This is a genomic window from Microbacterium sp. cf046, assembly GCF_900114345.1.
Taxonomy (GTDB): Bacteria; Actinomycetota; Actinomycetes; order Actinomycetales; family Microbacteriaceae; genus Microbacterium.
On record NZ_FOZJ01000003.1, the window covers coordinates 894,071 to 920,757 of the forward strand.

Consider the following 26,687-nt stretch of genomic DNA (forward strand, 5'->3'; position numbering starts at 1 on the left):
AGCCGCATGTTCGGAGTGATTTGGATGCTCAGCATCCGTCTCCGCAGTTTCCTGCGTCGGTTCATGCCGACCAATATCCTTCTCGCCGCGATCTTCACACGTCGTGGCCTGAAGTGGGGAGTGCCGGCGATGCTCATCGCGGGCGCCTACCTCTTCTCCGCCGTGCTCTGCGCGGGGCTTGCCGAGCGAGGTGCGCCCGGATGGCTGAACCTCCTCGTTTTGCTGTTTCTCTGGAACGCGCTCAAGTTCGTCGCAGCAGGCCCTACGAGCCTGGTGTGTCTCGTGCGTGTGCGCACGCAGGAGAGTCAGATCCGGAAAATGATGGTCATGCCCGTGATGAGCGAGGGAGTCGAACTTGAACGCGTCACCGGGTCCCGCTCCAGGGCCATGCATTGATTCTGGGTTGCACCGCGAGGGGCTATGAGCTCACCTCATCTTCGGGCCAGTCTTGTGCGCAGCGCTGGCATTCGAACTCGGAGGTTTCCGCATGACTCTGCCCCAAGAGCAGTTCGACGAACTCCTGCACCGGACTGCGCTCGCCTCACTGTTCTACTACCCCGAGATCGCCGTTGAGGACAGCGACTACAGCCTTGAGAAGGACCTCAACTACTGCCTCGAGCCGGTGATCGCGATGGACTCCATCGACCTCGAGGAACTGCGTGCCGCCGTCGGCCGCGTGATAACAAACCCCTCGGCGCATCGCGCAGAGCTCATCGAACTGGTCATCGGGCTGGCACCCGAGCCGATCGGAGAGTAGGCGAGCGGGGTGGCCGACGCACCAAACGACGGTGAGCGTCGCGCCGACCAGAAAGAGCGGTCTGGCGACGGGCAACTGGATGACCGAGAGCGGATCCGCGAGAGGCGGCGACTATACCGTCAAGACCACTCGGATCAACATCCGGCTTCGACGCGCCGCTGGAAGGAGGCGCATCCTGAGCGCGTTCGTGAGCTGAACCGACGATGGAAGGCTGAGAACCTCGAGCGCTCCCGAGAGCTCAATCGTGAGTCCATGCGTCGGACCACCGCACGCAAGCGGCAGCTCGCCGACAAGCGGCGCAGGGTAAACGACGCCTCGAGGCGTTGGAAGGCAGCACACCCCGACCATGTCCGCGACTACCACCGTCGGTGGGCTGCGGCGAATTCCGACAAGGTCGACGAGTACTACCGGCGCTATCGCATTGCCCATCGTGAAGAGCTCAACGCCCGCGCGACTGCGTGGCGCGACTCGGCGCCCGAGAAGATGAAGCACGCTCGGAAAGCATGGGCCGATCGCAACAAGGAGCGCACCGCCGAGATCCAGCGCAAACGCAGGAGTGATCCCGACAAGTACCGAGCGGATCTGGACAAGAATGCCGCGGCGGCCCGACTCCGTAAGCGCCTCGTCCGAGCTGGTCTGCCGCCAAAGCGGGTTCATCCCTCAACGGCGGGCGAGCGGCGAGCAAACGACCAGACAGCCTCGGACTACTTCACGGATCCGGCTCTCCCGGAGCGACTACGTCAGTTCACGGCTTTCACCGCGACTTTGACGGACGAGGTGATCGCCCATGGCGACCGGATGCTGGAATTCGCTGAGGCCTTTGTCGCAATGCGGGTGCGCATAGGGCTGCCAGCCGTCGACGCGGAGCAGGTCATGTACGCCCGCGCTGCGCAGGTCGTCGCGGAACGGGTGCGGCGCGTCGATTTTCTGACAAGCCGCGAAATTGCGGCAGCGATACGCAGTGCGAAATCGGCCGCTGCGATCGTCGCTCGGGAGCGCCGACTGGATGAAATCAAGGCTGCGGTAAAGGCTCATATTCAGCGTCACAGCGCTCGACTTCGAGCTGACGCTGACCTTGAGAACGCCGTTCGCGCTCGACGCGGTGCGCCAAAGCTGCTCACCGACTTGCTGGTTGTTCGATGCGCGCTTGATGAGATGCTCGAGACGTCGTCAAGCAAGCGCGGCCCAGATGGGGTCTCGCAGAGAGTGGCGAATCAGGTTGAGCGTGCGCTCCTTCCAAGTCTCGCCAGGTTGTCGCCCGGGCAGCCATCGGGACGCGAATCCTTCGGACGATAGGGAATCCTTCGCGGGCACTGCTTACGGAACTGGCGACTATTGGTTCTTGGGATGTGACCACATGCACGAGCGGTTAATCCTGTGATCACCCATCGAAGATGCCGGCGTGATTTATTGACGCTAGGGAGGCCGCCGACCAATCCGCGCGCTTCGTGGGTTTCCGCGTCTACAGGGTCGATGGCTCCGAGGCTAGGAGTGCGGCGTACCCGGTCAATGCTCGCGGGAATCCACACGTCTGCGCATATGCCGTGGCGCGCTCGACGGACCGCGCGCCCATCGCCACGCAAGTCCGTGTCAGCGTGCCCACTGACCGATCAAATTCGTACCATTGGCGCGACGCGCGCGGCGTCGAGGATACTGACGCGGACCATTCGGATCTGCCTTCGGCGACCGGATACTCTGCGAGCGCGATCCGAGTACTATCCGGCGCCCAGCTTGGGACGTTGATGGTGCCTTGACCGTCGAACAGGTGACGCAGGTCGCGCACGTTCGACCCGTCCGAGTCGCAGATTCGCACGATGACGTCGCGGTCAGCGGGGTGCCCTTCGGTGCCAGGAGGAAAGCTACGTACGCGAGCCGGGTGCCGTCCGGAGACGGATGTGGGAATCAGTTGACGCGTTCGCCGAAGGTGAGCTGCTGTGTAGAGAACGCAACCTCTTCCACCATGCGGTTCGCGGTCCCGAAGCCTATGCCCGAGCTGACCCCGATGATGAGGGCGATCTTCCCGTCAAGGTCAGCCATGAAAAGTTCCTTTCGTCGTCGTAGTAGAGCTCCGTATCGTGCGCGGTCACCAGGTGCTGGCGACGGCACGCGCGGCGACCCACCCGGTGGGTGTGTGCACGTAGGCGAGGTCCAGTTGGAGCGGCCAGGTTCCGGTGGCGCCCCAGATGGTCGCGTGAGTGTGAGACCGGGCGGCGAGGGTGACGTCGTCTCCGCGAACGTCGGTTTTGATGTCGACGTTCCGGATCGAGTGGTAGGTCATCTGCCCGCTGGCGATGTCGTCGAGCCATTCGGCCTTGGGCTGCAGGTACCCGGTCATGTGGGTGAGGGTGAAGTCTTCGCCCAGCAGGCCGCGGAGTTCGTCGATGTCGGCGCCGACCATGGCGTCGCACTGTTCCCGGTAGTTGCGGGTGATCTCGTCGACGATCTCCGCGTCCTGGCTGTTCATGCGGTGGCGATGCCGGTGAGGTGCTCCAGCTCCGCGCGGACCACGGCGGGTTCGTCAGCGACCGGCTGGTTGTCCTTGTCTCCGGGGCCGTCCAGTTCGACGTCAGGGTTGAGCGCGGCGAACAGCGGTTCCAGGTCGGTCTGCGCGGGCCCGTGCTCGGCCACGAGCTCGAGCGTCTTGCCGGCCGCGGCCGGTGAGGTGAGTGCGGCCACGAGGACGTCGGCGATTTGGGAGCGGGCGATGACGCCGTCCGACGCGTCCCCGGCGCGGCGGGTGTCTCCTTGCAGGAAGTGGAGCTGGTGCTGGTCGGCGTCGTTGTAGTCGAACCATCCGGGGCGCACGATCGTGTACGGGTGCCCGCTGGCTCGGACGAGTCGTTCGCCGCGACGCTTCCAGTCGTGCGCTTTCGAGGACCGGTTGTAGGAGCCGTCGCGGACGGTGACACCGATGGCGGTCATCAGCGCGACCCGCACCGGGTGGCTTCCGATCGCGGTGAGGACGTTGCGGACGCCGCCGTAGTCGACGTCACGGTAGCCGGCCTCACCGCCGTGGGTGCCGTGGGTGAAGATGACCGCGTCGATCCCGTCGACAGCGGGGCCGAGGGTGGACGGATCGGTCAAGTCTCCCGTGACGGCGTCCGCCCCGGGGGTGGAGGCGTCTCCGGGGATGCGGCTGAGGATGCGCACGCGGTGCCCGGCGCGGGTGGCGGCGGTAGTGACGTGCCGGCCGATGCTGCCGGTTCCGCCGACGAGGAGGATGGTGAGAGGGGTGGTGCTCATGGGGTGCCTTTCGGGGCGGTTCAGGACTGGGCGGCGTTCTTGATTTTCGCGAGGGCGTCCATGAAGCCCTCCGAGCAACCGGATGCGCCCGCGAGTCGGTCGATCTGGAGTGTGTCGATGTCGCGTCCGATGATCTCCCCGGGCAGCGCGGCAGCGAACCGCTGTTGATACTCGAGAGAGACGGGGTCATCGGCGGGGGTGGTGATCTGCACCTCGGTGACGGTGTCGTCGCGGAGGGTGAGGGTCACGTCATGGTGTGAGGGAAGCGACCCGTACCATCCGGTCGCGTCGTAGCTGCCGTCCTGGTAGTCGCTCACCGCGTCCGCTTCTCCCGTCATCGAGGGGGTGGGTGTTTCGGGGGCGGCGCACGAGGCGAGGGCCGCGCCAAGAAGCGCCACCCCCACTGCTGCGCTGCTCCGACCCGTTATGGAAGACATGTGGACTGCCGATCAGCGCCGGCGGGCGGCGGGCTGCAGCTCGTGGGTGCCGTAGCTGTTGTCGTCGGGGTTGATGGTCACGCCCGGGGCGACGAGCGCGTCGATCTGGTCGAGGATCTCCGTCGAGAGAGCGAGCTCGGTGGCAGGAAGGTATGACTCGAGCTGCTCCATCGTGCGCGGGCCGACGATCGCCGCGGTGACGCCAGGGTGGTTGATCGCGAACGCGATCGCCATCTCGATCAGCGTCATGTCGTTCTTCTCGGCCAGTTGGGCCAGGTTCTCGACGACATCGAGCTTGCGCTGGTTGGCGGGGCTGCTCATGTCGAAGCGTGCGCTTGGGCGGGCCGAGGAGGCCGGCTTGCCCGCGGCGTCTTTCCGCCATTTCCCGGACAGCCACCCGGCGGCGAGGGGACTGTAGGTGAGGGTGCCCATCCCGTTCCGCTGAGTGGTGGGGAGGATGTCTTCCTCGATGCCGCGGACGAGGATCGAGTACGGCGGTTGCTCGGTGACGAATCGTTCCAGGTTCCGATCGCGTGACGCCCACTGCGCCTCGACGATCTGCGACCCGGAGAACGACGACGATCCGATGTAGCGGACCTTCCCCTGGTGGACGAGGTCGCTGAGCGCGCCGAGGGTCTCTTCGATGTCGACCGCGGGGTCGGGGCGGTGCACCTGATAGAGGTCGATCCAGTCGGTGCCGAGGCGTCGCAGCGAGTTCTCCACCTCCTGGATGATCCAGCGACGTGACCCGCCACGGTGGTTCGGGTTCTCGCCCATGGGCATGAAGAACTTCGTGGCCAGGAACACGTCGTCGCGGCGGCCGGCGATCGCTTTCCCGGTGATTTCTTCGGAGACGCCTCCGGAGTAGACGTCGGCAGTGTCGATGAAGTTGATGCCGGCGTCCAGAGCGCGGTGGATGATGTGGATGCTGTCCGCCTCGTCCTGGTTGCCCCAGGGGCCGAACATCATGGTGCCCAGGCACAGGGGGCTGACCTGGACGCCGGTGCGTCCGAGCGGGCGGTAATCCATCAGAAGATCTCGTTCCAGGTTTCGGGGGTCACGCTTCGGCGATCTCGCGGGCGAACAACGCGTCGCTGGGCTTGTCCGGATCCGGCCCGCCGCGGACGCCGGTGTCGAGCGCGTCGATGCGGGCGATATGCTCCTCGCTCAGCTCGAAGTCGAAGACGTCGAAGTTCTCGGCGATCCGGGTCGGGTTGGTGGACTTGGGGATGACCGACCGGCCCTGCTGGATACCCCAGCGCAGCATGACCTGTGCGGGGCTTTTCCCGTGCGCCGCGGCGATCTCGGCGATCGTGGCGTCCTGCATGACGCTGCGACGTTCGTCACCCCACGGGCCGGGGTAGAACGTGATCCCGCCGATCGGTGACCACGCCTGGGTGAGGATGCCGTGCGCGGCGTTCGCGGTCTGCACGTCGGGCTGCGCGAAGTAGGGGTGCAGCTCCACCTGGTTTACCGCGGGCACGACGTTGGTTTTGGCGAGGAGTCGGTCGAGATGGTGGGGCATGAAGTTGCTGACGCCGATCGCGCGGACCTTTCCGTCAGCGAGGAGGGTCTCGAGCGCTTTGTATGCGGCGATGGTGTTTTCGAAGCGGGTGGGGATGGGCTGGTGCAGGATCAGCAGGTCGAGGGCGTCGATGCCGAGCTTGCCGGTCGCCTTCTCGAACGCGTGCAGCGTCTGGTTGTACCCGTAGTCAGTGACCCACACCTTCGTTTCGATGAAGACCTCGTCGCGGTTGACCCCGGACCGGCGAAGGCCTTCGCCGACCTCGCGTTCGTTGCCGTACGCGGCCGCGGTGTCGAGGTGCCGGTAGCCGACGCGGAGGGCGGTATCGACGGCTGCGGCAGTTTCCTCGGGCGGGCTTTGGAAGACGCCGAGTCCGACGGTGGGGAGAGTGACGCCGTTGTTGAGCGTGAGATCGATCATGATTTCCTTCTTCGTGTGAGAGCGGGTTGGTCGTGTCGGTGTGGCGCCGGTGGTCAGGCGGGGGTGGTGTCGGCGAAGACGGTCTTGGCGACGGTGAAGGACATCGTGGTTCCCGCTGCGGGGGTGTTTGCGGCAGCGCGCTTGCGACCGACTGCGGCGGAGGCGGGGGCGATGAGAGTGAGGACGATCACCAGGCTGGCCGCAAGAAAAATGCTCCCGGCGGTGAGTGCGGCGCCGGCCTCAGCGGTGATCGTTGCCGCGGCGTTGCCCGTGCTTCCCGAGACGGCGGCGCCGGCGACCGCAACGAGGATCCCGAGGCCCAGGGATGAGCCGACCTGGTGGAAGGTGTTGACCACGCCGGACGCGGCGCCGGCGTCGGTCGCGGTGGCCCCGCTGATCCCGAAGGTGGTCATCGGCGCGAACGCGAGACCCTGGCCGGCGCCGATCAGCAGCATCGGAAGCGCGACGGCGGTGAGGTAGGTGCTATCCGGCGCGATGCGGCTGAGCCAGAACATCCCGCCCAGGGTGAGCGCCACCCCGACGATCAGGGGGAGGGTGTTGCCGAACCGGGCGGTGAGGCGAGGGATGGCGATCGCGACGGCGAAGTTGACCAGTGTCATCGGCAGGAATGCGAGACCGGCTTGCAGGGGGGTGAAGCCGAGCGCTTCCTGCAGGTACTGGCTGGTGAAGAAGAAGAATCCGATCATCGCGCCGAGATACAGCAGCCGGGTGAGGTAGGCGCCGGTGCGGAGGCGACTAGCAAACAGACGCAACGGCATGATCGGCTGCGTCGCGCGGGACTCGGCGACGATGAACACCGTCACGATGCCGGCGGCGGAGATGAACCCGATGACGGTGGCGGGGCTTGTCCAGCCGTTCTCGGCCGCGTTCAGAATCGCGAACACCAAGGATCCGACACCGAGCGTGGAGGTGATGGCTCCGGTGATGTCGAACCGGCCGGGGAGGGCGGGGGTGCGGGGCAGGAAGCGGGGTGCGAGGATCAGCATCGCCAGGCCGATGGGGACGTTGATGAAGAACCCGGCGCGCCAGGAGATCCAGGACGCCATCGCTCCGCCGACGACCAGCCCGAGGCTGGCACCGATACCGGCGGTCGCGGAGTACCACGCGACCGCGCGGGACCGTTCCGCCCCCTGGAACGTCGCGGTGATCAGCGACAGTGCGGAGGGGGCGACGATCGCAGCGCCGATGCCCTGAATGGCGCGGGCGGTGATCAGCCACCACCCTGCCGGGGACAGAGCGATCAGCAGTGACGCGACGGAGAACACGATGAGGCCGAAGATAAACACGGGTTTGCGGCCGAGGATGTCACCGGCGCGGGCCCCGAGGAGTAGCAGGCCTCCGAAGACGAGAGTGTAGGCGTTCTGCACCCAGGCGAGTTCCGTGCCGGTCAGATGCAGGTCTGCTTGCAGGCTGGGTAGCGCGGTGAAGATCACGGAGTTGTCGAGCAGGATCATGAAGTAGCTGACGAGGATGATCGTCAAGATCGCGCCCTTATGGAGCGGGGTGCTGTGCCGCGGTGTGGTGCGGATCGCACCGGAGGTCGAGGTCATCGGTTTCCTTCCCACCTCCATATCAACACTGGGCCTGTTTCCGTGGGAGTGCGGGGTGTCCCAGGTACTGCCGGAACCCCCCTCGCTATTCGAGGATTTCGGGTTGGCTCAGACGTAATGCCTCCCGGTCCAGACGGGTCTGCATAGTGCGGAGGGTGGTGTCGTTGATGGTGCCTTCGTCGCGCAGCCGGATCATCACGTCCCGCTTGCGTTCCAGAACCGCCAGGCGAAGGGTCGTGTATTCCTCCTCTCGGGCGGCGGCGGCAGCCTGGTCGCCGGGCTGACGGGAGCGGTCGATTATGTCGAGGTGCTCGGCGTATTCGCCCAGGATGCGGTCACGAACGAGGTTGGCGACGTGAAGCTGGGCGGCGAGTTCGGGGATGTCACGGGCGGCCTCTGCGGTGGCGGTGCGTTGGGCGGTGGCGAGCTCGTCCTCGAGGGAGCTATCGGGTGCGAAGCCTGCCCACCGGACGACGGGGGGCAGCAAAAGGCCTTGGACGACGAGGGTGAGGATGACCACGCCGGTGGCGACAAAGATGATCTCGGCCCGCCCGGACAGGGTCGCGGGGACGGCCAGCGCCACCGCGAGGGAGATCGCGCCGCGGAACCCGGCGATCGCTGAGACGACGCGGGCGCGGTGCGACATGCGGCGGGTGCGTTGCGATGGGCGCCGGTCGAGCAGCCGGATGAGCGAGACGGTGATCATCTGGAACACGAACCGGATCACGACGATCGCTATCCATGCCAGAACGGTCAGAGCGAGGAGTGCGGGGATCTCCGGGGTGGGAACTGCGCGAACAGCGGATTGTGCTTCGATGCCGATCAGCACGAACAGTGCCCCGTTGAGGATGCTGGTGGTCAGTGACCAGAACGCGAAAGTCTGTTGCCGGGATTGTGGTGTGCTTGCGCGTGGTCCGGTCTGGCTGAGCATGAGTCCGGCGATGACGACGGCGATCACCCCGGACGCGTGGATGAGCTCAGCGGCGAGGAACGCGACGAACGGGACCACGACAAGTGCGGTGTTATTTACGACCGGGTCTGTCAGGCGTCGCAGCAGCAGGGTGCCGACCCATCCGGTGAGCAGACCCATCGCGCCGCCGCCGAGGTAGGCGAGGGCGACCAGTCCGGTGATCTGCCACCCGGTGTAGGCGAGGTGGCTGACCGCCGCCCCTACCGCGATCGAATACACGACCAGGGCGGTGCCGTCGTTGATGAGACTTTCCGCCCGAAGGATCGTCATATTGCGGTGCGGAAGGGACCGCGCCATCGCACCGACCGCGGTCGCGTCGGTGGGTGCGAGGGCAGCGCCGAGGATGAGCGCGGCGCTCCACCCCAACCCGAGCGCGACACCGATGCCCGCGACCCCGAACGCGCTGGCAACGACGAGCAGTGTCGAGAGAATCAGGATGCCGCGCAGGTCACGGCGAATCTCCCGCAGGGACGTGGTGAGCGACTCCCAGAACAGCAGCGCGGGAAGGAACAGCACCAAGACCGCCTCAGAAGGCAGATGGATCTCGCGGACCATCGGCACGAACCCGGCCAGCAGGCCCAACGCGAGCTGCAGCAACGGGGCGGGCACCCTGACCCGCGGACCCAGCCAGGACCCGAGCAGCACTAGGACACCAACCAGAACGATGATCTCCAGCGGGTTCATCCGTCCGCTCCTTTCCGGAGGCGTCGAAGCCCGGTCGCGGGGGAACGACCGGGCTCCGACAGCAACAGTGCGCCTACGGAGTGACCATCACCTTGAGGGCTGTACGGTCATCCATCGCCTGGTAACCTGCGGGCACCTCGGTGAGGGAGATCGTGCGGTCAAACACCCGTCCCGGGTTGATCTGACCGGACAGCACCTGAGGGATCGCCGCTTCGATGTACGCGCGGATGGGGGCCGGGCCACCCGCCAGGCGGGCGTTCTTCCCGAACAGCGAACCGAACCCGACCGGGGCGTCCTCATACTGCGGGACGCCCACGCGGGAGATGATCCCGCCGGGGCGGACGAGCCCGTACGCCTGCTCGTACGCAGGCATGTGCCCCACGGCTTCGAGCACGATGTGCGAGCCCTCCCCGCCGGTGAGATCCATGACCTTCGCGATACCCTCGTCGCCACGCTCGGCAACGACGTCGGTCGCGCCGAACTCCACACCCAGGTCGGTGCGGGCGGTATGGCGCCCCATCAGGATGATCCGCTCCGCGCCGAGCTGTTTCGCGGCGAGCACGGCGGACAGACCGACCGCGCCGTCACCGATCACGGTGACCGTCTTGCCGGGCTGCACCTGCCCCATATGGGCGGCGTGATACCCCGTCAGGTACACGTCCGACAGGGTCAGCAGCGACGCGAGCACGCCGTCATCGGCCGTGACCGGATCCAGATCGGGAACCTTCACAAGGCTGCCGTCAGCGAGCGGAATCCGGGCAAGATCAGCCTGCAGCCCACCGGTCTCGGCGGAGCCGTACCAGCCACCATGAATGCAGGAGGTCTGGAACCCTTCTCGGCAGAACACGCAGGTGTTGTCCTGGAACGCGAAAGGCACGATGACGAAATCGCCGGGCTTGACCGTCGTTACGTCGGCGCCGACCTCTTCGACAACGGCGATGAGCTCGTGGCCCATCGGGCTGCCCTCGCTGGACGCATCCATCGAGTGGTACGGGTGCAGGTCGGAACCGCAGATGCAGGACCGCACGGTGCGGACGATCGCGTCGGTCGGGTTCTTGATGGTCGGATCGGGCACAGTCTCGACGCGCACGTCGCCGGCGCCGTACATGAAAGTCGCAAGCATGCGAAACACTCCTCAGTGGTCGGGATGCCTCAAGAGAACAGCATCCTTCGCGCGTGCGGGAGTGACCGCTGTCACCGGTACTGACAGACCCTCCCGCGGCCCGCAACAGGCGCGTACCGTCGAGCACATGGATCACCGAGGCGAAGTGCGCGAGTTCCTCTCCACGCGCAGAGACCGCATCACCCCCGACCAGGCAGGACTGCCCGCCTACGGCGGGAACCGGCGCGTTCCGGGGCTGCGCCGTGAAGAGGTCGCTCTTCTCTCCGGGGTCAGCGTCGACTACTACACCCGCCTGGAGCGTGGCGACCTGTCCGGCGCGTCCGACAGCGTCCTGGGCTCCCTCGCTCGCGCACTACAGCTCGACGATGCCGAAACGGCCCACCTGTTCGACCTCGCCCACACCGCGAACGCGTCACCTACGGCAAGTAGAACGCGCAAACGCGTGGACGGTCTGCGGCCGAGCATCCTCCGGCTCTTGGACGCGATCACCGACGCCCCGGCGATGATCCGCAACAACTACTTCGACTACGTCGCCGCCAACCGGCTCGGCCGCGCGCTCTACTCACCCGTCTTCGCCGAACCCGCCCCCAACAGCGCCCGATTCGCGTTCCTCAACCCAGTAGCGCCGGACTTCTACGTCGACTGGGACAAGAACACCCAAGAGCTCGTCGCCACCATGCGCGGAGAAGCCGGACGAAACCCCTACGACAAGCGCCTCACCGACCTCGTCGGCGAACTTTCCACCCGATCAGAGCGATTCCGCACCCTCTGGGCGGCGCACAACGTCCGCTACCACCGCAGCGGCATAAAACGGCTCCACCACCCCGTCGTCGGGGACCTCGAGCTCACCTATGAGGCCTTCGAGCTCCCCGCCGACCCCGGGCTCACTCTGTCCACCTACACCGCCGAACCCGGCGGCCCATCTGCCGATGCACTTCGGGTCCTCGCAAGCTGGGCGGCCACCGCTGCACCACCTGCACCGACATCGCAAGAAAACACGAACTCAGCAGCCGAGAGGACCGAATGAACATCGAAAGGAATCCCGCGACCGCGAAGAACCCGCCTGGACAGTTCGCCGGCGACGTGTGGGTCGACGTGATCGCCGCGCCGCACCAGCCCGACCAGCGGATGACCGTCGCAACGGTGCGGTTCGCGCCAGGCGCGCGAACAGCCTGGCACTCCCACGCCCGCGGCCAATACATCCGTGTCACGCAAGGCATCGCACGATTCGGACACCGTGACGGCACAGTCATCGAGGTGCACCCCGGTCAAACGCTCTACACTCCACCGGGCGAAGACCACTGGCACGCCGCCGCAGCGGGCTGCTTCATGGAACACATCGCGATGCTTGAGGCCGGCGACGATCCCGCCGCCACCACGACCTGGAAAGAACACATCACCGACGACGAGTACGCCGGCGCGACCGTTTAAGAAGGCGGAGAAGACTGATGAGCGGGTGGACACCGGAAGAACTTCGCCAACTGGATAGGGCCGGTGAGGTGCGAGTCGCGGGACGCCGAGCCGACGGCACTTCACGCACACTCGTCATCGTCTGGCAAGTCGTCGTAGACGGAACCCTCTACCTACGATCCGTGAAGGGCCCAGAAGGCCAGTGGTACAAAGGCGTCGCACGATACTTCGAGGGATTCCTCGCCTGGGGTGACCAGACCCGATCGGTCACCTACACCCTCGACTCCACACACGATGCCGCGATTGACGCCGCCTACACGGCAAAGTACGGCAACGGGTCCGCCACCCGCGCGATAACGAACTCCCTCTCGAAGCAGACCACCTTGCGAACCGATCCACGTTGACTAACGGCTGACGGATGTGTGCCGTTGCCACAGGCGTTGTAGGCCAAGGGTTCCCCTCAACCAGGTTTGGTTACACGTAGAGCCGCAATAGCCACGATTGATAGAAAGGTGCACAGCGCGGCGAAGATTGTGGCGAGCGTCGACAGGCCAAGCGTGTCCACCGTCGCGGTGCTGAAGAGTCCGGTAGTCGCAGCCCCGCCGTAAGAGATCAGGTAGACCGTGGCGAGCAGGCCGGCGCGCTCGAGGGGCTCGGCGCCATCCATAAGAATGTCGATGGCGCTTGTACTTGCTGCCCCCATCCCGATGCTGGCGATGAGGCTCGCCAAGAGGAAGATCCGGATGTCGCCGACAGTCATAGCTGCCACGACCACGCAGAACGCGAGGGCGAACGCGATCAGTCCTACACGGAGCGACCATCGACTGCCCACCCACCCAGCGACGATGCCGCCCACCGGGTTGAGGATCACGACGGAAGAAAATACGAGCGCGACGGTCAGTCCGTTGTTGGTGTCGAGGTAGTCGGCGGTCATCGATGGGGCGAACGCCTGGTAGAAGCCGGCGATGGCCCACGTCGCGATGAAAGCGGCTGCGGCGCCGATTAGGATGCGCCGGGAGCCTCGCGGCGTCTGAATGCGGGGCCGCAGCGATCGGAGTGCGCCCGGGGTTCTTTGCATCGTCTCGGGGCACAACGCGAGCAGAAGTGCGAGAACGATCAGTACGCCCGCGATGAGGTGGAATGCCAGCGTTCGCGGCGCAGGACCCGACTCGACGAGGAAGCCCGACAGGATCGCCCCCATGCTGATGCCAAAGGGAGGTGCGCTGGCGGTGACGAGCGCGCCGATCGCGCGGGGCTTCGCTGGCGCGGTGTCCACGACGTACGCGCCGAGCGTGCTCGAGGCGATACCGCAGGCGAAGCCTTGGAGCACCCTGCCGAGCAGAAGGATCGGCAGGCTGTGCACCTGACTCAGAACGATGACTCCCGCGATGGCCAGCACGATCGATACGACCGCGACCGGGCGACGACCGAGGTGGTTGGACAACCGGCCGAACGCGAGCAGGGCGACGGCCGTGGCGCAGAGGTAGCCGACTGTCGTCACCGCCAGGGCGGAGTTGGTGATTCCGTCGTCCAATCGGTAAAGGTTGTAGAGCGGGATCGGCATTCCTGAAGACACGAAAATCGCGGTCAACGCGGCGGTGGCGACCGCGAAGGCTCCCGTTCGAGCCAGCCGTCGTGGCGCGCGCGACCCGTCCGCCACGATCACTCCCGACCGCTCGGCGAGCGAGGCTGGTCGGTCGAGATCACTCCGACTGCTCGATCTCCTTGAGCACGCCGATGGCGCCCATGGCGCACGGCCAGCCAGCGTAGAACGCGAGATGTGTGATCGTCTCGGCGAGTTCATCGCGGGTGACGCCGTTCGCGATCGCGCGTCGCATGTGTGAAGGAAGCTGACCAACACGGTTCATAGCGATGAGGGACGCGACGGTGACCAGGCTGCGGTCGCGTCTTGAGAGCTCCGGGCGCTCCCAGACATCGCCGAAAAGGACGTCGTCGGTCAGTTCGACGAGCTTCGGTGCGGTGTCGCCGATCATCTTCTGAGCCGGCGTGAGCGCGTCAGTCATGGGATCCTCCTGAGTTCGGGCCAGCGTTAGTCGTCGTGGTGCCGGGCTTCACGAGGTGATGCTTTCGCATCCCGACCCCGTGCCATAGTATATAGCCATCCTTATATACGAATGCTAAAGCGCATATACGGATGAGATGAGAACCCGACTCAAAGGAGAGAACGTGTCCGATTTTCTTATCGTCAACGGCGCCTGGCACAGCGGATGGCCGTCCGAGCCCGTAGCCCGACACCTGCGTGAGGCGGGTCACCGGGCATTCAGCCCAACCCTGCCGGGCCTCGCGCACGACGACGACCCTACGAAGTACACGCTGCCCGACGTCTTCGACTATCTCGTGGATTTCACGGAGCGCAACGACCTGCGCGACGTCACACTGATCGGGCACAGCTGGGCGGGATCGGTGGTCTCCGCCGTCGCGCCGCGCATCGCGCGCCGGATGAGCAAACTCATCTATTGGGCTTCGTGGGTGCCGGCCGGTCTGCCCATGTCGGAGGACACTTCGGAGGGGTATCGGGAATTCTTCAAAGTCGCATCTGCGGCCTCGGGTAATAGCACGATCTCCGTGCCCCTTGAAGTGTGGCAGGCGGCGTTCATCAACGATGCGCCGGCCGCTGTGCAAGAGGTCACTCACAGATACCTCGTCGCCCATCCGATGCAGTACTTCTCGCACAACGTTTCCCCTCTCGACACGGCAGCGCTAGGAGTGCCGACCGCGTTCGTCCTCGGCTCCGAGGACGTCTGCCTCCCCGCCGACGGCGAGCACAGTTACGGCGTGATGATGGCGCGAGCAGGGGTCGCCGAAGCGACGCCCGCACCCGGAAGCCACGAGGCCATGTTCACCGATCCGGTTGGACTGGCCGAAGCCTTTCTTCATGTCTGAGGGGCCGTTCGAGGCCTATGCGCTGCGGTACGCCTCGTCATCGACGCGTACCGCAGTGGATATCTACTTCCGATTCGCCGCCTACCGCGTTCCCGATCGTCCGCGGCCGACGAGTTACTACTTCTGGCTGCTGCGGCGGGCAGGCGAGGTCATCCTCGTCGATTGCGGGTGGAGCAGCGAGACGGCACAGGAGCGTGGGCGACCCATCGACGTTCATCCGCTCGACTTGCTGGCTCGCATGAACGTGCGACCCGAAGACGTGGGGCTCATCATCCTCTCGCACCTGCACTACGACCACGTCGGGAACACGCACCTGTTTCCGAACGCGCGGTTTATCCTAGCTCGCGAAGAGCTCGACTTCTGGGGCGGGCCGTACGGTGAGCGCCCGGTGGTCGCCGACCCGACGATGCGGACAGAGATCGAAGCAGTGCAGCGCCTGCACCGCGATGGACGACTGACGCTCGTCGACGGCTCGGCGGAAGTCGTGCCAGGCGTCACGGTCGCCCGCGTCGGAGGCCACACTCCCGGTCAGCTCATCACGACGGTGCAGACGGATTGCGGGCAGGTCGTGCTGGCCAGCGACGCTCTGCATTTCTCGGAACAGCTGGAACTCGGGTGGCCCTTCGCCGCCTTCGTCGATCTGCAAGAGGTCTTCCGCAGCTTCGAGCTGCTCGGGAGCATTGACGCCCAGCCCGCAAGCCGGGTCGTGCCGGGGCACGATCCGGACGTCGCTGCTAAGTACGCCGAGATCGAGCCCGAGTGCTTCGACCTCTGCCGATCGCTCTGATTAGTGATTCGCGGTGAAGACCGCGCGGTGCACGAGATCCCAAGGATCCGACCGTGGCGGTTCGACCAAGTCTCCGAGGATCGCATTCACGACGTCGCCGTTCTGACTGTGGGCCTGGCTGGCCAGGGCGCGGTCGCGATCGGCATCCGTCTGCCACTCCGTAGTCACGGTGAGCGTGAGTCGGTCGGCCGAGATCGACCACAGCATCGAGATGATCCCCGGATGCTGCGACGCCCGGGGCACGATCTGCCCCTCGATGGCGTCGGCGAGCAGGGCTTCGGTGGGGTGGTCGAGCGGCCGCTTCGGGCGCCTTGTCGTGATGAGAAAGGGCATGTCGTTATGATGGCCCCCGCATTCATGATCGGCAACAGGTGTTCGTAAATGCGACAGAAGCTCGCGCAACACGCCGGTCAGCCTTGACGGACAACGCACGGGCGATTATTGTTGTTCGTAAATATGATTGAGTGTTCGTATTTGAGAACGAACGCGCAATGAGGAGTCAGCGATGCGTGCAACGCTCATCTATGAGGCCGGTGACGTGCACGTCGCCGATGTCCCCGATCCTTCGCTCCACGAACCCACCGATGCGATCGTGAGTATCACGGCTTCGTGCATCTGCGGAAGCGATCTGCATCCGTACCGATCCAAGGACGCCTCGAGCGGGGTCGCCCGCATCGGTCACGAGTTCATCGGAATCGTCGAGGCCGTCGGCCGCGACGTCACGACGGTCTCGCAGGGGGATCTCGTCGTCGCGCCGTTCGCCTACTCGGATGGCACCTGCGAATTCTGCCGGAGCGGTCTCTACACGTCGTGCGTGCGCGGCGGATTCTGGGCGCGCGGTGGAGTCGATGGCGGTCAAGGCGAGGCGGTGCGCGTTCCATTCGCGGACGGCACACTAGTGAAGCTCGACGTTGAGCCGGATGACGAACTGATCCCGTCGCTGCTCACGCTCTCCGATGTGCTCGGCACCGGCCACTACGCCGCGGTGCGCGGCGGCGTGCGCGAGGGATCCACAGTGACGGTAATCGGTGACGGCGCGGTGGGTCTGCTCGCGGTGCTCGCCGCCAAGCGAATCGGCGCCGAACAGATCGTCCTGATGGGGCGCCACCAGTCCCGGACGAGCCTCGGCGTCGAGTTCGGCGCCACGGACGTGGTCACCGAGCGAGGCGTCGAGGGCGTGCAGCGCGTTCTTGAACTCACCAGAGGGGGCTCCCAGATCGTCATCGAAGCGGTCGGCCACCTGCCAGCATACGAGCAGGCCTATGGGGTCGTCAGGCCCGGCGGGGTGATCAGCCGCGTCGGCGCACCACAGTACGACCACGCCTCGATTGGGTTCCCGAGCCTCTTCGGCAAGAACGCGACCCTGACCGGCGGGCCGGCTCCCGTCCGTGCCTACATCGAGGAGCTCCTCCCCGACATCCTCGAGGGTCGCATTCATCCCGGCCGCGTCTTCGACCGCACCCTCCCGCTCGAATCGGTGGCCGAAGGCTATCGGTCGATGGACGCGCGTGAATCACTCAAAGTCCTTCTGACGGTGTGACCGGCGACCGGTCCCTTCGTCCCAAACCCGACACCAACACTGCGAACATGGCCGCAGACAGGAGTACAACCAATGAAACTCACTGACAAGGTCGCCGTCGTCACCGGCGGCGGTTCCGGCATCGGCCGGGCGATCTCGCTCGCCTATGCCGCTGAAGGCGCAGACGTCGTCGTCGTCGATCAGAACCTCGAAGGTGCTGACGAAACCGTCGCCCGCATCGTTGCCGTCGGTCGACGCGGTGTCGCCATCCGCACTGACATCTCCGACCCCGCGCAGATCACGGCGATGGTCGAGCGAGCTGCCGACGCGTTCGGCCACGTCGACATTCTCGTCAACGTCGCCGGGATCATGACGGCGGCGGCGCTGCTCGACACATCGCTGGAACAATGGGATCGCACCCTCAACACGAACCTCCGTGGCACCTTCCTCTGCCTGCAGGGCATCGGCCGCATCATGAAGGAGCAGGGTCACGGCAAGATCATCAACACGACCTCCATCCTCGGAACCCACGCACGGCCCAAGCGGGGGGCGTACGCCGCCTCGAAGGCCGGCATCATCCTGCTAACGCAGACGGCTGCCGTCGAGCTCGGCCCCGACGGCATCCAGGTCAACGCGATCGCTCCGGGATCGATCGAGACGCCGATGGTCATGACCGCGGCGGTGTCGGCCGAGGCGCAGGCGAAGAAGGCCGCGGCGATCCCGCTGCGGCGTCGGGGCGAGCCCGAGGACCTCACGGGAGCCGCCGTCTTCCTGGCATCGGCCGACTCCGACTACATCACCGGAGCGATCCTCACCATCGATGGCGGCATGACCGCCGGAATCGAGTAGGCCGCCATGTCGCACACGCGAATCGTCGTCTCGAGCTCCCAGTCCACGACGCCCTCCGAGCGTGCGACGGGCACCTTCACCGGTGAGGCGTGGAGGGATGGCATCCTCGGACGTCAGGACGGCATGTCCGTTGCCGACGTGCACTTCTCGCCGTGCGCGCGGACTAACTGGCACACGCACGAGGGCGGACAGCTCCTCTTCATCCGGTCGGGCGAAGGTTACGTCGGCGACCAGCACGGGGGATCTCGTGTCGTGGCCGGCGATGTCGTCTGGACGCCCCCCGGGGTGCGTCACTGGCACGGCGCGGCGGCCGACCGCTGCATGCTCCACACCGCCGTGTCCCTCCTCGGCGTGGAGTGGTCCGACCCGGTGTCCGACGCCGAGTACACGCAGGGCATCGAGGGTTCGACGACTCCCTGAGTCGACAGTCTCCAAACAGAAGGAGAGGTGGCGGGCCGCGAGAACGCGGCCCGCCACTTCTCTTGTTCGCGGGTCTGTCACAGACGAGCGGTATCGCTTACCCGAGCTGTCTTCATCGCCGGCGTCCGGCCGAGTTCGGCGACGGGGGTCTTGTATGTCTCACGCATAAACGATGCGGAGGTGATCGCGATCGCCGCGACTACCGTGGCGAAGAGGGCGACGGGGAGCCAGTTCGTGAGTGTGGGTCCAGCCAGAGAGGTCGCGAGCAGCGGGCCGAGGCCCGCGATCGCGAAACCGAACTGGGATCCTACGGCGATGCCGGAAACGCGGACGCGGGTGTCGAACTGCTCGCCCCACAGTGCGGAGGCCGCGCCGAGGTAGGCGCTGAAGAACACGGACATGAGGAGGATGCCGAACACCCAGATGAGGGTGACGTTAGCCTCGCCGATCGCCCAGAGGAACGGCCACGTGAGTAGCGCGCCCCCCGACACCGCGGCGATGTACACGGGCTTGCGTCCGACACGGTCGGCCAGCGCTCCGAAGAGGGGCACCGTGAACATCGAGATCGAGTACGACACGATGGCGAGCCAGAGGAAGATGCTGCGGTCGAGGCCCACTCCCGTGACTCCGAACGCGAGCGCGAACTGACCGAAGAGCATGATCAGGATGATCGCAAGGGCGGCGAGCGCGACGCGGATGACGTCTACGCGGTACGGACCGAACAGAAGGCCGAGCGGGCGCGGTCGGGCGCCCCCGGCAGTCTCAGCGGAGCGGGCGGCGATGAAAGCCGGGGGATCGGTCAGCTTGCGACGAATGACCCATCCCGCGAGGAGCAGCACGGCGCTGAAGAGGAACGGGAGCCGCCAGCCCCAACTGAAGAGCGCTTCATCGGGAAGCAATGCAACTAGAAGGAACGCGGTGCTCGCCAGGACATTGCCGGCCTGACTGCCCGACAGTGTGAAGCTGCTCGAGAAGGCACGACGGTGCTCGCGTGCGTGCTCGAGCGTCGTTGTGCTGGCGCTCGCATGCTCTCCCGACAGGGCCAATCCCTGCATGACACGGATGAGGACGAGGAGGATCGGTGCGAGGACTCCCACCTGCTCGTAGGTGGGCAGGATTCCGATAGCGAACGTGCAGATCCCCATCCCAAAGAGCGTGAACAGGAGCACAGCCTTGCGCCCGATGGTGTCGCCGAGGTGGCCCATCAGGAGCGCGCCCAGCGGACGGATCAGGTAGGCGACGGCGAAGGTCGCCATCGAGGCGATCGTCCCGACCACAGGATCTTCGGTCGGGAAGAACACGGTCGGGAAGACCAGCGCCGCCGCGGTGCCGTAGATGAAGAAGTCGTAGTACTCCAGGGCGCTTCCGACGAACCCCGAGACGATCGCTCGTCGTGGCGTCTTGACGACCTGCGGTGGATTGGACGCATTACTTGTGGTGGACAACAGTGTCTCCCTCGGTCAGCCCCGCAGCAGAGGATTACGGGGCGTTCGTATATACGACAGCAGTATCGCATATCTGACTCTTGATCCATAGTAGGGGCACACCGAAGTTTGCGGAACCCCTGATTGCAGATGGGTTTTCGCGTGCGCTGAAAGGAATCGATGTCGTGGCGCGCGAAAGTCGGCGACCAGCACGCCCCGTGCTTGATCGCCGACTTCTGCGGACGACTACGCTCGCGCTTCGAGCAGGATGCTCTCTCCGTGGTCGTGCGACGTGGCACAGTGATGCGGTCGGGCGACCGGCGGCAGCGACTCGGAGCCCGGGCTCTTGCGAGAGCGGGGCCGGGCGGGCAGCTCGACGGGTCGAGTCAGATCGACGCAGTTCGGCGCGATAGTCGCGAAGCGTGTCATGACGGCGGGGTCGTGTCCGGCGACCATGTACGTCTTCGGATCGCGGTCCATCTCGCGCAGGGTGTCATAGGCGCCATACATCTCGCGGATGTCCGCGAAGTTGTAGAAGGGGCGGTCGAAATCGAGCTCGTCGTAGAAGTGCACCGCGTCGCACGCCAGCAGCACCGTGCCGTTGGGGCTCGAGACCTCGACAATGCTCTGGCCGGGCGTGTGACCGCCTACGCGAGTGACGACGATTCCGGGCGCCGTGACCTCGCCGTCCTCGAACAGCGTGAGGCGCCCTTCGTCGCGCAGGCGGGTCAATTGCTGCACTTCCCACGGCTCGGCCGCGAAGGCGATCGCCGTGCGGCCCCCATACGGGCCGGTCCAGAAGTCGAGTTCTGCACCGGCCATGCTGAAGGTGGCGTTCTCGAAGAGACCGACATTGCCGATGTGGTCGTAGTGCATGTGCGACAGGATGACGTGGTCGACGTCGGCGGGCGTGACCCCGAGACTCGCCAGGAGGTCCACCGGATCAGCGTCCTGGAGGCGTCCCTTCGCCTCGCCGCGCTCGCGGTCGTATCCGCAGTCGACGAGGATCGTGCGGTCGGAGTTGCGGATCAGCCAGAAGAAGCAGTCCAGCTGGAAGTAGTCATCTGGGACCTTATAGAGATCATGACGGAAGTAGAGTTCGCTCTTCTTCCGGTCCAGCCATGAGGCGTAGCGCAATGCATAGACCTCGTACTCAGCGTCGTTGCTCGACATTCAATCCTCCAACCGCACTTCGTTCGGAAATGCGAACACTACTTCGTGATTGTGATTGGTGCGTCTTTGAAGGTACGCTCTGGCTGTCGTGAAGTCAATTCTCGCGCGTTGCTCTTCAGGCGTCATCCGGTCGCTCGATCGGATAGGGATCGGAGAAATCGTGGAGAAGGATTACTCAGACACCTGCGTGCTGGTGACCGGTGCGAGCGTCGGCATCGGACGCGAGACCGCGAAGCGCTTCGCGGCTCGGGGTGCGAGGGTCGCGATCGTCGCACGCCGCGCTGAGCTGCTGGACTCGCTCGCGAATGAGATCGTCGACGACGGCGGCTCGTCGCCTCTCACGATCACGGCGGACCTGGCAGCACCCGAGTCTGCGCCCGCAGTGCGTGAGGCGATCGACGCGGAGTTCGCCAGGCTCGACGTGCTCGTGAACAACGCGGGGGGCGCCGATCGGCCGGGCGTGGCCCTCACCGACGAGGTGTGGACCGAGCGCTTCGACATCAACTTCCACGCCAAGCGCCGGCTGACCGCCGCACTCGAGCCCCTCCTTTTCGACAGCCCGCGCGGCCGCGTGATCAACCTCGCCGGAATCCTCGAGCCGCAGGTCGTCTCGGCTTCGCAGGCGGCGGTCGCGGCATGCATCCTGTGGTCGAAGGCCTACTCGCGATCCGTCGCCGCTCGGGGGATGACGGTCAACTGCGTCGCGCCCGGCCGAGTGGAAAGCGAGCAGATCGCGAAGCTCTTCCCGGATGCCGACTCGCGCGCGCAGTTCATCGAGAAGGACATCCCTGCGGGCGCCTTCGGCGCTCCAGAGGATGTCGCGGAGCTTATCGTCTTCCTCGCGTCTGAAGGCGCCGGCTACATCACGGGCCAGGTGATCGCCGTCGACGGGGGGATGAGCCGGAGCGTGTGACTCGCCGGCACGAGGGCCGACGGGTCATTGCTGTGCTCAGACGGTGTTCATGGCTCGCAGCTGCTCGACCTCGGTCGCCGACATCCCGAGCTCGTTCAGGAGCACGTCATCGGTGTCTCGACCCAGTCGACCCGCGCGCCGAGGCTCTTCGATCGGCGAGTCCGACAGGAACAGGGGGCTCCCGAGCGTCATGAACGAGCCGAGGTCATCGGTCACGGTGCGCAGGACGCGTCGCTCCCGGACGTGCGGATCCTCAAGCAACTCGGCGAGGGTGACGACAGCCGCGCACGGGATCTTCCTCGCTACGAGCGCCTGTTCGATCTCGGCCTTGGGTAGAGTGCTCGCCCAGCGTCCGACGATGTCGTCGACGGCATCGACGTTGGCGCATCGCGCGTGCATGTCGGCGAAGCGCTCATCCTGAGTCGCCGGGTCGTTCATGAGAGCGCAGAGCCGCTCCCAATGGGCGTCGGTCGGGCAGAGGATCGTGACCCAGCCGTCGGCCGCGGCGTAGGCGTTGTACGGAACGACAGCGTTGCCCCCGTGCCGATTTCCCGTGCGCTCCGGCACGGCGCCCTGAGTGCTGAGCAGTCCCGCGATGTTCGACGTCAGGGCCGGCAGGATCGCATCCTGCAGGGCCACCTCGACGTGCTGTCCGCGGCCGGTGGTTCCACGCTGCACCAGCGCGGCGAGCACTCCAGCGGCCAGGTGCGAGCCGCCCATGAAGTCCACGACGGATGGGCCCGTGCGCACCGGGGGGCCGGTGTCGAATCCCGTCGTGCTCATGACGGCCGTCTTCGCCTGGATCGTGAGGTCCATGGCGGACTGCCCGGCGTAGGGGCCGAACGAACCGAAGCCCGTTCCGGATGCCATGATCAGGCGGGGATTGAGTGCACTCAGGTCGTCGTAGCCGAGGCCGAACCGCTCCATCGCGCCGGGCGAGAGGTTCTGAACCAGCACATCCCCCCAGACGGCGAGTCTGCGAAGGACGTCTTGACCGGACTCGTGCTTGAGATCCAGGCGGATCGTGCGCTTTCCCGAGTTCAGGAACGCGAACTGCAGGGGCTCTCCGTCTGCGTCCGTGGTGGGAAGCCGGCGGTAGGGATCACCGTACGGCGACTCGATCTTGATGACGTCCGCGCCGAGTCTGGCCAGCAGCATGGCGCAGTACGGTGCGAGGTAGAACTGGCCGAGGTCGATGACCTTCACACCGCTCAGCGCGCCCATGTCGACCTCGATTCACCGCGCGGTTCGTGGTGGAGGCCGCGGGCGAGTCGTGTGTCAGACGCCGACGTCACGAGTGGTCGCCGTGCGACTGTGCAGCGGCTCGATGAGCTCATCATTGTGACCCATTTCGATCGATATTACGAATGGTAGTTCGGAAAGGCGACGCCGTGAGTGTGTGGGAGCCGTGAGTGACGAAGCGCTGATAGAGGGCGGTTTGGGCGAGTGCGGACTGCATGACGGCGCCCGTGAGGTTCTCCCACCCAGGTCCCCATGTGAGGTTGCTCGCCACCTCCCAAGTCGTGGCCGCGGGATCGGCATCCAGCTCCCGCCTGACCTCATGGGCCCGATCGAGGACATGGTCTCGTGCGGTCAGCCGTCGTGGGCCGAGGGGGCCGAAGCAATAGCCGTGCCCGGGTCCGACCTCCCACTCGTCGAAGTCGGCGAGCGCAGCCAACGAGGCGAGGTAGTCGGCCACTGCCGTAGCACCTCCCGTCCCATCCCGTCCGATGGGGGCGTTGATGTGGGGGAGCAGGTGGTCGCCGGTGAGGACGATCTGCTCGTCTTCGATGAGGAAGCACACGCTCCCACTCGTGTGGCCGGGGGTCGCGATGACGGTGACCGAATGCCCGTCGACGACGATCCGCGATCCGTCGCCGAGCGAGGTCAGCTCATGCGGCAACCGCGTTGTCGATCGCCGCAGTCGAGTCGGTCGCAGACGCTCTTTCGCCCATCCGGGTGCACCCCACTTCTCTGCGAGGTCGTCGGTCAGCTCCGAATAGCGGGAGTCGGCAGAGCCTGAGCGCAGATCGTCGAGGTCGGCGGGGTGCAGCGCGAGCGGTACGCCGCTGAGCTCGCAGAGCCACGCGGCAAGCCCGAGGTGATCGTGGTGCAGATGCGTCGACGACACCGAGCGCACGCCCGTCGGAGTGACCCCCAGCGTCTCGAGCGCGTCGATCATCAACCCGCGATTGCGCGGACTGTCAGAGCCGGGATCGATGACGTGAACCCCTCCGTCGTTCCCGCGCAGGAGGTAGGCGTTCGATGTCGGCACGCCGTTGCCGTAGGGGATGGCCAAGCACCATACCCAGTCCCGCAGGCGGTACAGGCCGGTATCGACTCCTTGCGTCGTGTCGGCCAGCTGAGCCGGAATCATGGCCGAGATCATGAGCTGGGACTCTTCTCGAGGATCCCGGCGATGCCCTTAATGGCGGGGTGGTGGAACGTGTCGTCGAAGACGCGGGTGGAGGCGCCTTCGCGGTCGAGGTAGGGGGAGGCGCCGCCGTCGATGAAGGGCCAGCCGGCGCCGAGGATGAGGCAGAGGTCGATGTCTTCGACTTCGGGGACGACGCCCTCGTCGAGCATGATCTTGATCTCCTGCGCGAGCCCGTCCTGCACACGCTGCAGGATCTCTGCCTCGCTCGCAGGCGCGGAGCCGAGGACGGCTTCGAGGGCTCCCGCAGCCGCAGCCGTCCATCCCGTGATGCGCCCGCCCTTGCCTTTCTCGACGACATCGGGGAGTTCGGCGAGCCGGTGGAGGTTCTCGTTCGTGTAGAACCGGTCGGGGAAGGCGTGCGCCATCGTGTCCTGCACGTGGGCGGCGACCTTCCAGCCCACCAGGTCGATGAGCTGGAACGGGCTCATCGGCAGGCCGATGGGCGCGAACGCCTTCTCGACCGTGAGCAGCGGCGTCCCCTCGTACACGGCACGCGCCGCCTCACCCATCACCTTCGCGAGCAGCCGGTTCACCACGAATCCCGGCGCATCAGCCGTCAGCACCGCGTTCTTGCCGAGACCCTTCGCCACCACGAACGCTGTCGAGAGCGCGGCATCCGTCGTCAGCGGAGTCTTCACGATCTCGATCAGCGGCATCACCGCGGCCGGGTTGAAGAAATGGAACCCGACCAACCGCTCGGGGTGCACCAGCTTCTCACCGATCTCCTCCACCGACAGCGATGACGTGTTCGTGGCCAGGATCGCGTCCTCGGCGACGTGCTGCTCGATCTCACCGAACACCGCCTGCTTGACCCCGACCTCTTCGAACACGGCCTCGATCACGAAGTCGCAGTCCGCGTACAGGCTCTTGTCGGTCGTGCCCGTCACCAGCGCACGCAGCTTGTTGGCCGAGTCACCGTCCAGGCGACCCTTCGCCTCGAGCGCGTCGATCTCGTCATGGATGTACGCGACACCCTTGTCGACGCGAGCCTGATCCAGATCGGTGATCAGCACCGGCACCTGCAGCTTCCGCACGAACAGCAACGCGAACTGACTCGCCATCAACCCCGCCCCGATGATCCCGACCTTCGTCATCCGCTTCGCCAGCGCCTTGTCGGGGGCACCGACCGGACGCTTCGCCCGCTTCTGCACGAGATCGAACGCATACATCGATGCCGAGAACTGATCACCCGTCACGAGGTCGGCAAGAACCTCATCCTCACGCTCAAACCCCTCCTCCTTCGAGCCGCTCCTCGCTTTGTCGAGCAACTCGAGCGCCGCATACGGCGAGGTCGGGCTCACTCCCACCCGCGAATTCACCCACTCCTTGGTGGTGGCAACAGCCGCCGACCAATCGGATGCGTCGAGCGCAGGGGTTGCTGATCGCCTGGCCGTCACGCTGCGGTCGTCGTCCAGCACCCCGTCCGCCCAGCGCAGGGAGTCTTCGAGGAAGTTGACGGCACCGACGACGGTGTCGACGATCCCGTAGTCGAAAGCCTGACTCGGCGAGAGCAGGCGGTTCTGCCGCAGGGGGTTGACGACGATGATCTCGAGCGCGTTGTGGATGCCGATCAGGTTCGGCAGCAGATACGCGCCACCCCAACCCGGGACCAGGCCGAGCGAGACCTCCGGGAGGCCGATCGCTCGGGCGGAGGCGTCGATGGTCCGGTAGGCGGCGTGAAGGGCGAGCTCGAGCCCGCCCCCGAGCGCGAGCCCGTTGATGAAGGCGAACGAGGGCACGCCGAGCTCGGAGAGCGTGCCGAGCACATGGTGTCCGAGCTGGCCGACCAGCAGGGCCTGAGCTCCGGACGACAGCCCGCGCAGCTGGGAGAGGTCGGCGCCGGCGGCGAGGATGTACTGCTTGCCGGTGATGCCCACGGCCTGGATCTCGCCTGCCGCCGCGCGGGCCCTCAGTGCGTCGAGGGTCGCGCCGAGTTCGGTGAGCGTCGTCGGCCCGAGGGTGTTCGGGCGGGTGTGGTCACGGCCGTTGTCGAGCGTGATGAGCGCGAGCACCTTGCCGGAGGGAAGACGGATGTCGCGCACGGGGGAGTGCGTGACCACTTCGTCGTCGGTGAGGGCGTCGAGCGGGGAGAAGTCGATCTCGGAGTAGTTCGTCATTCGT

General features: G+C 65.9%; 29 protein-coding genes. 12 read left to right on the plus strand and 17 right to left on the minus strand.

Annotated elements, in window-relative coordinates:
* Nucleotides 1-6 precede the first annotated feature (6 nt).
* The 3 genes from BM349_RS16620 (at nt 7) to BM349_RS18600 (ending at nt 2,053) form a co-directional block, all read left to right on the plus strand.
* Complete coding sequence (locus tag BM349_RS16620; RefSeq protein WP_254773959.1) at nt 7-396, plus strand: sulfate permease; 390 nt, start codon at nt 7-9, stop codon at nt 394-396.
* 91 nt (nt 397-487) lie between these two features.
* Nucleotides 488-757 carry a hypothetical protein gene (locus BM349_RS16625; RefSeq protein ID WP_091708463.1) on the plus strand — a complete coding sequence of 90 codons (270 nt, stop codon included), beginning with the start codon at nt 488-490 and terminating at the stop codon, nt 755-757.
* Nucleotides 758-766: 9 nt separating this feature from the next.
* Entirely contained in the window at nt 767-2,053 is a 1,287-nt protein-coding gene (locus BM349_RS18600) for a hypothetical protein (RefSeq protein ID WP_139230956.1), read from the plus strand.
* 606 nt (nt 2,054-2,659) lie between these two features.
* On the opposite strand, the gene BM349_RS19060 is transcribed toward BM349_RS18600, so the two are convergent.
* The 9 genes from BM349_RS19060 to BM349_RS16670 all read right to left on the minus strand — a co-directional run bounded on the left by BM349_RS19060 (nt 2,660) and on the right by BM349_RS16670 (nt 10,730).
* A complete protein-coding gene (locus BM349_RS19060) occupies nt 2,660-2,794 on the minus strand; it encodes a hypothetical protein (RefSeq protein ID WP_302848258.1) in 135 nt (44 codons plus the stop codon).
* A 46-nt stretch (nt 2,795-2,840) separates the two neighbouring features.
* Complete coding sequence (locus BM349_RS16635; RefSeq protein ID WP_091708467.1) at nt 2,841-3,221, minus strand: nuclear transport factor 2 family protein; 381 nt, start codon at nt 3,219-3,221, stop codon at nt 2,841-2,843.
* Nucleotides 3,218-4,000 carry an SDR family oxidoreductase gene (locus tag BM349_RS16640; protein ID WP_091708468.1) on the minus strand — a complete coding sequence of 261 codons (783 nt, stop codon included), beginning with the start codon at nt 3,998-4,000 and terminating at the stop codon, nt 3,218-3,220. Before BM349_RS16640 ends, BM349_RS16635 begins: the two co-directional genes overlap by 4 nt.
* A gap of 20 nt (nt 4,001-4,020) precedes the next feature.
* The gene (locus BM349_RS16645; protein WP_217645684.1) at nt 4,021-4,317 is read right to left on the minus strand and encodes a hypothetical protein; all 297 of its coding nucleotides are present in this window, start codon (nt 4,315-4,317) and stop codon (nt 4,021-4,023) included.
* Nucleotides 4,318-4,449: 132 nt separating this feature from the next.
* Nucleotides 4,450-5,466 carry an aldo/keto reductase gene (locus BM349_RS16650; protein ID WP_091708472.1) on the minus strand — a complete coding sequence of 339 codons (1,017 nt, stop codon included), beginning with the start codon at nt 5,464-5,466 and terminating at the stop codon, nt 4,450-4,452.
* A 28-nt stretch (nt 5,467-5,494) separates the two neighbouring features.
* Nucleotides 5,495-6,382, minus strand: coding sequence for an aldo/keto reductase (locus tag BM349_RS16655; protein WP_091708474.1), 888 nt, complete (start codon nt 6,380-6,382; stop codon nt 5,495-5,497).
* Between the two features lie 53 nt (nt 6,383-6,435).
* On the minus strand, nt 6,436-7,953 hold the full coding sequence (locus BM349_RS16660; protein ID WP_091708477.1) for an MFS transporter: 1,518 nt from the start codon (nt 7,951-7,953) through the stop codon (nt 6,436-6,438).
* An 85-nt stretch (nt 7,954-8,038) separates the two neighbouring features.
* Nucleotides 8,039-9,607 (minus strand): Na+/H+ antiporter, encoded by a 1,569-nt coding sequence (locus tag BM349_RS16665; protein WP_091708481.1) that lies wholly within the window; start codon nt 9,605-9,607, stop codon nt 8,039-8,041.
* A 73-nt stretch (nt 9,608-9,680) separates the two neighbouring features.
* Entirely contained in the window at nt 9,681-10,730 is a 1,050-nt protein-coding gene (locus BM349_RS16670; protein WP_175525339.1) for a zinc-binding dehydrogenase, read from the minus strand.
* Between the two features lie 127 nt (nt 10,731-10,857).
* Between BM349_RS16670 and BM349_RS16675 the strand changes: the two genes are divergently transcribed.
* The 3 genes from BM349_RS16675 to BM349_RS19105 are packed head-to-tail and all read left to right on the plus strand — an operon-like array spanning nt 10,858 to nt 12,544.
* Nucleotides 10,858-11,757 (plus strand): helix-turn-helix transcriptional regulator, encoded by a 900-nt coding sequence (locus BM349_RS16675; RefSeq protein ID WP_091708486.1) that lies wholly within the window; start codon nt 10,858-10,860, stop codon nt 11,755-11,757.
* Nucleotides 11,754-12,161: a (R)-mandelonitrile lyase gene (locus tag BM349_RS16680; RefSeq protein WP_091708488.1), complete on the plus strand. Its 408-nt coding sequence runs from the start codon at nt 11,754-11,756 to the stop codon at nt 12,159-12,161. The genes BM349_RS16675 and BM349_RS16680 overlap by 4 nt, the downstream gene beginning before the upstream one ends.
* A 17-nt stretch (nt 12,162-12,178) precedes the next feature.
* Nucleotides 12,179-12,544: a DUF2255 family protein gene (locus BM349_RS19105; RefSeq protein WP_091708490.1), complete on the plus strand. Its 366-nt coding sequence runs from the start codon at nt 12,179-12,181 to the stop codon at nt 12,542-12,544.
* Nucleotides 12,545-12,600: 56 nt separating this feature from the next.
* On the opposite strand, the gene BM349_RS16690 is transcribed toward BM349_RS19105, so the two are convergent.
* Nucleotides 12,601-13,806: an MFS transporter gene (locus tag BM349_RS16690; protein ID WP_175525340.1), complete on the minus strand. Its 1,206-nt coding sequence runs from the start codon at nt 13,804-13,806 to the stop codon at nt 12,601-12,603.
* Between the two features lie 37 nt (nt 13,807-13,843).
* Nucleotides 13,844-14,134: a carboxymuconolactone decarboxylase family protein gene (locus BM349_RS16695; RefSeq protein ID WP_254773960.1), complete on the minus strand. Its 291-nt coding sequence runs from the start codon at nt 14,132-14,134 to the stop codon at nt 13,844-13,846.
* 166 nt (nt 14,135-14,300) lie between these two features.
* On the opposite strand from BM349_RS16695, the gene BM349_RS16700 reads away from it, so the two are divergent.
* Both BM349_RS16700 and BM349_RS16705 read left to right on the plus strand, forming a co-directional pair.
* The gene (locus BM349_RS16700) at nt 14,301-15,044 is read left to right on the plus strand and encodes an alpha/beta fold hydrolase (protein WP_091708498.1); all 744 of its coding nucleotides are present in this window, start codon (nt 14,301-14,303) and stop codon (nt 15,042-15,044) included.
* Complete coding sequence (locus BM349_RS16705) at nt 15,037-15,831, plus strand: N-acyl homoserine lactonase family protein (protein ID WP_091708501.1); 795 nt, start codon at nt 15,037-15,039, stop codon at nt 15,829-15,831. The genes BM349_RS16700 and BM349_RS16705 overlap by 8 nt, the downstream gene beginning before the upstream one ends.
* Here the strand turns inward: BM349_RS16705 and BM349_RS16710 are convergent, their stop codons facing one another.
* A complete protein-coding gene (locus BM349_RS16710; protein WP_091708503.1) occupies nt 15,832-16,164 on the minus strand; it encodes a hypothetical protein in 333 nt (110 codons plus the stop codon).
* Nucleotides 16,165-16,336: 172 nt separating this feature from the next.
* Here BM349_RS16710 and BM349_RS16715 point away from each other — a divergent pair, with 172 nt between their 5' ends.
* The 3 genes from BM349_RS16715 (at nt 16,337) to BM349_RS16725 (ending at nt 18,619) form a co-directional block, all read left to right on the plus strand.
* The gene (locus BM349_RS16715) at nt 16,337-17,371 is read left to right on the plus strand and encodes an alcohol dehydrogenase catalytic domain-containing protein (protein ID WP_091708505.1); all 1,035 of its coding nucleotides are present in this window, start codon (nt 16,337-16,339) and stop codon (nt 17,369-17,371) included.
* Between the two features lie 72 nt (nt 17,372-17,443).
* A complete protein-coding gene (locus tag BM349_RS16720; RefSeq protein WP_091708508.1) occupies nt 17,444-18,199 on the plus strand; it encodes an SDR family NAD(P)-dependent oxidoreductase in 756 nt (251 codons plus the stop codon).
* 6 nt (nt 18,200-18,205) lie between these two features.
* Nucleotides 18,206-18,619 (plus strand): cupin domain-containing protein, encoded by a 414-nt coding sequence (locus BM349_RS16725; protein ID WP_091708510.1) that lies wholly within the window; start codon nt 18,206-18,208, stop codon nt 18,617-18,619.
* Nucleotides 18,620-18,696: 77 nt separating this feature from the next.
* Here the strand turns inward: BM349_RS16725 and BM349_RS16730 are convergent, their stop codons facing one another.
* Both BM349_RS16730 and BM349_RS16735 read right to left on the minus strand, forming a co-directional pair.
* Nucleotides 18,697-20,064, minus strand: coding sequence for an MFS transporter (locus tag BM349_RS16730; protein WP_217645685.1), 1,368 nt, complete (start codon nt 20,062-20,064; stop codon nt 18,697-18,699).
* Between the two features lie 225 nt (nt 20,065-20,289).
* Nucleotides 20,290-21,216, minus strand: a complete 927-nt coding sequence (locus BM349_RS16735) for an N-acyl homoserine lactonase family protein (protein ID WP_091708514.1) — start codon at nt 21,214-21,216, stop codon at nt 20,290-20,292.
* A gap of 160 nt (nt 21,217-21,376) precedes the next feature.
* Between BM349_RS16735 and BM349_RS16740 the strand changes: the two genes are divergently transcribed.
* Nucleotides 21,377-22,129 carry an SDR family NAD(P)-dependent oxidoreductase gene (locus BM349_RS16740; protein ID WP_091708516.1) on the plus strand — a complete coding sequence of 251 codons (753 nt, stop codon included), beginning with the start codon at nt 21,377-21,379 and terminating at the stop codon, nt 22,127-22,129.
* 36 nt (nt 22,130-22,165) lie between these two features.
* On the opposite strand, the gene BM349_RS16745 is transcribed toward BM349_RS16740, so the two are convergent.
* From BM349_RS16745 to BM349_RS16755, 3 genes are all read right to left on the minus strand, one after another.
* Nucleotides 22,166-23,353, minus strand: coding sequence for a CaiB/BaiF CoA transferase family protein (locus BM349_RS16745; protein ID WP_091708518.1), 1,188 nt, complete (start codon nt 23,351-23,353; stop codon nt 22,166-22,168).
* Nucleotides 23,354-23,465: 112 nt separating this feature from the next.
* On the minus strand, nt 23,466-24,518 hold the full coding sequence (locus BM349_RS16750; protein ID WP_091708520.1) for an MBL fold metallo-hydrolase: 1,053 nt from the start codon (nt 24,516-24,518) through the stop codon (nt 23,466-23,468).
* On the minus strand, nt 24,515-26,683 hold the full coding sequence (locus BM349_RS16755; RefSeq protein ID WP_091708522.1) for a 3-hydroxyacyl-CoA dehydrogenase NAD-binding domain-containing protein: 2,169 nt from the start codon (nt 26,681-26,683) through the stop codon (nt 24,515-24,517). Before BM349_RS16755 ends, BM349_RS16750 begins: the two co-directional genes overlap by 4 nt.
* Nucleotides 26,684-26,687 lie beyond the last annotated feature (4 nt).